The 6,876-nt window shown below is 66.4% G+C and carries 8 protein-coding genes; 3 read left to right on the forward strand and 5 right to left on the reverse strand.

Features of this window, described 5'->3' with window-relative positions:
* Nucleotides 1-64: 64 nt before the first annotated feature.
* From puuE to uraH, 3 genes are read left to right on the forward strand one after another with little or no spacing between them, the layout of a single operon-like run.
* On the forward strand, nt 65-970 hold the full coding sequence (puuE, locus tag ABF821_RS19115; protein WP_415531228.1) for an allantoinase PuuE: 906 nt from the start codon (nt 65-67) through the stop codon (nt 968-970).
* A gap of 8 nt (nt 971-978) precedes the next feature.
* Nucleotides 979-1,494, forward strand: coding sequence for a 2-oxo-4-hydroxy-4-carboxy-5-ureidoimidazoline decarboxylase (uraD, locus tag ABF821_RS19120; protein WP_415531229.1), 516 nt, complete (start codon nt 979-981; stop codon nt 1,492-1,494).
* Nucleotides 1,491-1,844, forward strand: coding sequence for a hydroxyisourate hydrolase (gene uraH / locus ABF821_RS19125; protein ID WP_415531230.1), 354 nt, complete (start codon nt 1,491-1,493; stop codon nt 1,842-1,844). Before uraD ends, uraH begins: the two co-directional genes overlap by 4 nt.
* Before the next feature lie 92 nt (nt 1,845-1,936).
* Here uraH and ABF821_RS19130 read toward each other — a convergent pair whose 3' ends face one another.
* From ABF821_RS19130 to ABF821_RS19150, 5 genes are all read right to left on the reverse strand, one after another.
* Nucleotides 1,937-2,518 (reverse strand): hypothetical protein, encoded by a 582-nt coding sequence (locus ABF821_RS19130; RefSeq protein ID WP_415531231.1) that lies wholly within the window; start codon nt 2,516-2,518, stop codon nt 1,937-1,939.
* Nucleotides 2,519-2,670: 152 nt separating this feature from the next.
* The gene (locus ABF821_RS19135; protein ID WP_182972889.1) at nt 2,671-3,699 is read right to left on the reverse strand and encodes an isocitrate/isopropylmalate dehydrogenase family protein; all 1,029 of its coding nucleotides are present in this window, start codon (nt 3,697-3,699) and stop codon (nt 2,671-2,673) included.
* A 184-nt stretch (nt 3,700-3,883) separates the two neighbouring features.
* Nucleotides 3,884-5,659, reverse strand: coding sequence for a M24 family metallopeptidase (locus ABF821_RS19140; RefSeq protein ID WP_415531232.1), 1,776 nt, complete (start codon nt 5,657-5,659; stop codon nt 3,884-3,886).
* A 114-nt stretch (nt 5,660-5,773) separates the two neighbouring features.
* The gene (locus ABF821_RS19145) at nt 5,774-6,688 is read right to left on the reverse strand and encodes a 50S ribosomal protein L11 methyltransferase (protein ID WP_415531233.1); all 915 of its coding nucleotides are present in this window, start codon (nt 6,686-6,688) and stop codon (nt 5,774-5,776) included.
* Nucleotides 6,685-6,876 (reverse strand): hypothetical protein (locus ABF821_RS19150; RefSeq protein WP_415531234.1); only part of this gene is annotated, 192 nt, incomplete at its 5' end. The genes ABF821_RS19150 and ABF821_RS19145, both read right to left, overlap by 4 nt.

Genomic DNA, 6,876 nt, shown 5'->3' on the forward strand with positions numbered 1-6,876 from the left:
AGGGGTATGTGCCGCCGGCGGGGGCGGCGATCGAGGCGGCCCGCGCCGTTTATGAGGCCGTACCATGACTGCGCCATATCCCCGCGACCTTGTTGGCTATGCCGGCAATCCGCCCGATCCGCGTTGGCCGGGACAGGCGCGGGTCGCGGTGCAGTTCGTCATCAATTACGAGGAAGGGGCGGAAAATTCGGTCTTGCATGGCGATGCGGGGTCGGAAGCCTTTCTCTCCGAGATGGTCGGCGCCCGGTCCGTGCCGGGCGCGCGGGCGATGGCGATGGAAAGCCTGTACGAATACGGGTCGCGCGCCGGGTTCTGGCGGTTGCGCCGGCTGTTTGTGGAGCGCGGGTTGCCCGTGACCGTGTTTGGCGTGGCTGCCGCGATGGCCCGCAACCCGGATGCGGTGGAGGCGATGCTGGATGCGGGATGGGAAATCGCCAGCCATGGCCTGCGCTGGATCGATTACCAGGATATTCCCGAGGCGCGGGAGCGTGCGCATATCCGCGACTGCATCATGCTGCACACGCATCTGACGGGCTCGCGGCCGCTGGGGTGGTATCAGGGCCGAACCAGCCCGAACACGGCTCGGTTGATCGTCGAGGAAGGGGGATTCGTCTACGATGCCGATTCCTATGCCGACGACCTGCCTTACTACGACTGCCATCATGGGCGGCCGCAACTGATCGTGCCCTACACGCTGGACGTGAACGACATGCGCTATGTGGCGCTGAACGGTTTTACCGAGGGCGAGCAGTTTTTCCGCTATCTGCGCGATACGTTCGATACCCTTTACGAGGAAGGGGAGGCGGCGCCCAAGATGATGTCCGTCGGGCTGCATTGCCGCATTGCCGGCCGCCCTGGGCGTGCCCGCGCCGTTGCCCGTTTCCTGGACCATGTGCTGGCCCATGAGCGGGTCTGGGTGGCGACGCGGCTGGATATCGCCCGCCATTGGCTGGAGGTTCATCCGGCATGAATTCGGTGATGCGGCGTGTAAACGAGATGGCGCCGGCGCGGTTCGTCGAACGGTTCGGCGCGCTGTACGAACATTCGCCGTGGGTGGCGGAACGCGCGGCGGGCCTGCGCCCGTTTGGGGATTCCGGCGCGATGCTGGCGGCCATGAATGGTGTGCTGGCGCGCGCGACGACGGAAGAGAAACTGGCCCTGGTGCGCGCCCATCCCGAACTGGCGCGCCGGGCGGGGCTGGACCCCGACCTGACCCGTGCCTCGCAGGCCGAACAGGCCTCGGCGGGGCTGGATCGGCTGACGCCGGAGGAATATGCGCGGTTCAACAGTCTGAACGATGGCTATGCCGCGCGGTTCGGCATGCCGTTCGTGATCTGTGTCCGCCTCTCGGACAAGGCGCTGATTCTGTCGGAAATGACCCGCCGGCTGGTCCACACGCCGGAGCAGGAACTGGAAACGGCTATTGCCGAGATCGGCAAGATTGCCGGGTTGCGGCTGGCCGATGCGCTGGCGCGCGAGGAGCCGCGTTCATGAGCACCTTGTCGAGCCATGTTCTCGATCTGGTATCCGGCCGGCCGGCGGCGGGGATGGAGATCGTGCTGTGGGCCGGTGATGCGTGCCTGTTTCGCGGCCGGACGAACGAAGACGGACGGTGCCCGGATCTGGCGCGGGTGGGGGAGATGCCGCCGGGGGCTTATCGGCTGGAGTTCGCGGTTGCCGCGTATTTCCGCCGGCAGGGCGTGGCGCTGAGCGAGCCGCCGTTCCTGGACGTGGTGCCGATCGCGTTCGGGATTGCGGCGCCGGCGGCCGATGGCACGGGCGGGCATTACCATGTGCCGCTGCTGGTCTCGCCCTACGGGTTTTCGACTTACAGGGGGAGTTGAGGTTCCGACCGGGACATGAAGAAGCAGGCCCTGGTGGCCCGGATCATGGGTCGGTCAAGCATTTTGCGCCGCGCCGATGCCGGGTTCGGACATTAGAACGGCTTTAGGGTTTTTCTCTTCAGCTCCTGAGCCGCCAGCGAAGGGACGTTGAACGCTGCCCGGTTTTCGTCGGTCAGGAGCGCCCTGTTATAAGGTGCCTGGGTTACGTCTTTTCCCGGTGCGGCTGTAAATTGCGTTCCGAATATCTGAGGTTGACCTATCTCCTGAAGGTAACGATCGAGGGTTGCGGCTTCGAGCCAGCGTGCGTTTTCGTCACCAAGGGAAACGGCAGTCATCGCCAGGCAATGCGCAAGCAGATAGCCGTCAGATGTCTCCGCGTGTTGATAGACCATGGCCGCGTGCGCATAATCGGCCGCGCTATGAAGGGCTCCATGCTTCATCAACGTATTCAATGTTGCCCGGCGTGCCTCGTCCCGTTTCGCCAGTTTTGCCCAATCGGCCGCTGTGGCTTTGCCGTGCAGCAGGGTTGTGCGTTCATCCTGATCGGCTTGGAAAATATTTGTAATCTGTGGATTGTCTTGTGCCGTGGAAGCAAAAGAATTTTGTTTGCCGGTTGATAGCATTGTCATTATGAAAATGAAACAAAACAGACGCCTTCCGTTTGTGAGCTTCATATTGCGGTCCTGGCTTTGTAAATATTCAGCGTGGCATGGTCGCGTGCGGTATTTACAGAACCATAGCTTGTTACGAAGTAAATTCAACCGGATGCGCGTGACGGTGTTGTGCTAACGAAGCCGCCGGTTCTGGAGAACCGGCGGCGGTGGGATCAGACCAGGTGCTGCTTCAGCGCGGCGGTGAATTCGCGCGTGCCGGACTTGCCGCCCAGGTCGCGGGTCAGCAGTTCGGGCTTGGTGATCACGGAGCGGATGCCGCTTTCGATGCGGGTGGACAGGTCGTCGCGGCCGACATGCTCCAGCATCATGTTCGCCGCCAGCAGTAGGGCCAGCGGGTTGGCGAGGTCCTTGCCGGCGATGTCGGGCGCGGAGCCGTGAACGGCCTCGAACACCGCGGCCTTCTCGCCGATATTCGCGCCGGGGGCCATGCCCAGGCCGCCGACCAGGCCGGCCGTGAGGTCGGACAGGATGTCGCCGAACAGGTTGGTGGTGACGATGACGTCATACTGCCAGGGGTCGATGACCAGCTGCATGGCGCACGCATCGACGATGCGCTCGTTGCATTCCACGCGGCCTTCATATTCCTTGGCGACCTTGCGGCCTTCTTCCAGGAACAGGCCGGTCAGCAGCTTCAGGATGTTGGCCTTGTGGACCAGCGTCACCTTCTTGCGGCCATGCTTGACGGCATATTCGAACGCGAAGCGGACGATGCGGTTACATTCGGCGCGCGAGTTGTAGCCCGCGCCGGTCGCGATCCCGTGCGGGTCGTCGCCCACCGGGATGTAGCTTTCCATCGCCGCGTAGTACCCTTCCAGGTTCTCGCGCACCAGGACCAGGTCGATCTTGTCGAAACGGCCGCCGGGGACGAACGTGCGCGTTGGGCGCAGGTTGGCATAAAGCCCGAATTCCTGGCGCAGGGTCACGTTGATGGACTTGAAGCCGCCACCCACGGGGGTCGTCAGCGGGCTTTTCAGGGCCAGGCCGGTGCGGCGAATGCTGTCGATCGTCTGGGGGGGCAGCGGATTGCCGGTCGCGTCAACCGCCGCCATACCCGCGAGCTGCTTGTCCCAGGCGAACGGCGCGCCGACCGCGTCCAGGATTTCGGTCACGGCATCCATGATTTCCGGGCCGATCCCATCGCCGGGGATCAGGGTAGCCGGAATCGTCTTTTCAGCGGACATTGTCGAACGTCTCCCTCTGTGCTCTGTCTGGCCCGACCTGCCGACCGTGCGTTCGCGAGGCGGGGGTAGCCGGGCCGGACCCGTATGGTCCTAAGCCCGTGGCAGACGGGTGACAATCGCGCCCATCCCCGTCACGCGGGCTTTCGCGGTCACATTATCTGGCGCTGTCCGGCGAGGTTTCGCGCTATTCCGCCACGATCGGGGCACAGGCCCCTGCGAGCCATGCGCGGGCGTCGGCGGCCAGTTGCGGTGCGATGAGATCAAAAACCCGTGCATGGTACGTATCCAGCCATGCCGTCTCTTCGCGGGTCAGCAATGCCGGGTCGATCAGCCGCCGGTCGAAGGGGGCGAGGGTCAGAGTTTCGAACGCCAGGAAGCTGCGTCCGGCCTCGGCGGGGGTCGGATGGGCCAGCAGCAGGTTTTCCAGCCGGATGCCGAAAGCGCCTGGCCGGTAGTAGCCGGGCTCGTCCGACAGGATCATGCCCGCCGCGACCGCCACCGGCCGGTGAACGGGCGAGATCGAGCACGGCCCCTCATGCACCGAAAGATAGCTGCCGATTCCATGGCCAGTGCCGTGGTCGTAATCCAGCCCGTCCTGCCACAGCGCGTAACGCGCCAGGGCGTCCAGCGCGTGACCCGTCGTGCCGACCGGGAAGCGGGCCAGCGCCAGGGCGATATGGCCCTTCAGCACGCGGGTGAAGGGGCCGCGCACGCTGTCGGGCCCTGGTCCCTTGCCGGTCCAGAGGGTGCGGGTAACGTCGGTGGTGCCGAAGGGATACTGGCCGCCGCTGTCGATCAGATAGACCTCGTCGGCGCCGATCGTCCGGGCGGAGTCCGGGGTGACCCGGTAATGGATCACCGCGCCGTTGGGGCCGGCGCCCGAGATGGCGGGGAAGCTTTCCTCGCGATAATCGGGGCAGAGGGCACGGAACGCATCCAGCCGGGTCGCGGCCTGGAGTTCATTCTGTCCGACGCCCTGCGTGTCCACCCAGTGCAGGAAACGGCATAGCGCGATGCCGTCGATCAGGTGGGCGCGGCGTGCGCCTTCCTGCTCGACCGGGTTCTTGCATGCGCGCGGCAGGGCGCACGGGTCGGTGGCGCGGGCGATGGTGGCGCCGGCGGCTTCCAGCGTCTGGATGAACCAGATCGCCGTGCCGACCGGATCGACCCGGACCGTCCGTCCGGCCAGGGCCGTCAGCGCCGCGTCGAGGCCGGAGGGCGGCACGATCCGGACCTGTTGGCCCAGCCAGTGGGCGGTATCGGGTGGCACGCGGGCCGGGTCGATGAACAGGTCGAGCTGAGCGTCGGCATGCAGGATGGCGAAGGTCAGGCAGGCCGGTGTGTAGGGAACGTCGTTGCCGCGAATGTTCAGCAGCCACGCGACGGATGTCGGGTCGCCCACGATGGCCGCGTCCTGGCCTTCGGCGCGCAGGACGGCCGCCATGCGTGCCCGCTTGTCGGCGCTGTCCTCGCCCGCGAAGGAGAGGGGATGGGGCAGGCAGGGCGTGCCGGGGGCGGCCGGCTGGTCGGTCCAGATCCGGTCCACCGGGTTGGCCGCCAGCGGCACCATGTCCAACCCGCGTGCCAGGAACGGTTGCAGGCCGGCTTCGCCGACCAGGCGGGGATCGTAGCCGATCCGCAGGCCGCGCCCGCCCTGTGCCGCCAGCCATTCGGCCGGGGGGGTGTCGCGCATATGCAGGCGGGACCAGGCGGTGCCGTCCACCTGCTGGTCCATCTGCGTGATGTAGCGCCCGTCGGAGAAGACCGCCGCCGGGCCGTCGCGCAGCACCACCGCCATGCCGGCGCTGCCGGTGAAGCCGCTCAGCCAGGCCAGGCGCTCGGCATAGGGGGCGACATATTCACCCAGATGCTCGTCGCCGCGCAGCAGGAGGAAGCCGTCGACATCCATGTCCTCCAGCACGCGGCGCAGCGCGGGGAGACGGGCTGAAATCTCGGGCATTTCCCTTGTCCTTTTACTTTGGAAACAATTGAGAGCAGATCCTGTTTGAATGCATGCATTCAAACAGGTGGAAATGCTCTGGTCCGCTGGTTCGCGCCTGCGTTGCCTGAGCGGTCAGGCGCCGGTCGCGCCGTCGGGGCGGCGCAGGACGAGCGTGGACCAGTCGCCTTCGGTCAGGTGCCGTTCCAGGACAAGGCCCTGCCGCCGGTGGGCGGCCACCACCATGCGGGCCTGGCTGTTGAGCAGGCCGGCCAGGATGGCGGTGCCGCCGGGGGCGAGGTGGGCGGCCAGGTCCTTGGCCATCAGGCAGAGCGGACGGGCGAGGATATTGGCGAAGATCAGGTCGAACGGCGCATGGCGCTTGAGGCCCGGCGTGCGCCAGCCATTGCCCAGCCGGGCGGCGACCAGGGAGGAGAGGCCGTTCAGCGCCGCGTTCTGCTGCGTGGTGCGCACCGACCATGGGTCGATATCCACCGCCAGGACCGGGCGGTGCAGGAGGGCCGCCGCCGCCATGGCCAGGATGCCCGAGCCGCAGCCCATGTCCAGAATCCGGCGCGGGCGGCGATGGGCGACCTGTTCGAGGGCGCGCAGGCATCCGCGCGTCGAGCCGTGTTCGCCCGAGCCGAAGGCCATGCCGGCATCGAGCGTGATCGCAATGCGCCGTGACTGGGTGGGGCCTTCCAGGTGGGTGCCGCGCACCACGAAACGCTGGCCGACATCCTGCTCGGGGAAGGATTCGTAGGTGCGGGCCAGCCAGCCTTCGGCCTCGGTCCGTGTGCGGTCCAGTTCGGCCGCGTGGCCGCTGATGGCGGCGGCGAGGGCCAGGGCGGCGGTCAGTTCGGCTTCGCCGTAACCGAGGTCGCGCACGCCTTCGACCCGCCACAGGACCTGCGTATCGTCCACCTCGAAGATGCCGATGGTGGAGCAGACGACCGACAGGGCCTCCTCGTACGCCATGACGGCATCGGCGGGGACGGTGACGGCGATGGTTTCGAGTTCCGTCGCGTGGCGACGGGTCAGACTTGTCATGGTGCTTTCTCGACAAAACTGTCCAGGAGACGTTTCGGTCCGGCCTTGTCGAAGGCGACTTCCAGCCGGTTGCCCTCGACGGACGATACCGTTCCATATCCGAATTTCTGGTGGAAGACGCGCGTGCCGACGGCCATCGCCGTCCTGGCGGGGGAGGCGGTCGTATCGGCCGCCGCGTCGGCCGCGCG

It is taken from the genome of Gluconacetobacter sp., assembly GCF_047721585.1.
Lineage (GTDB): Bacteria > Pseudomonadota > Alphaproteobacteria > Acetobacterales > Acetobacteraceae > Gluconacetobacter > Gluconacetobacter dulcium.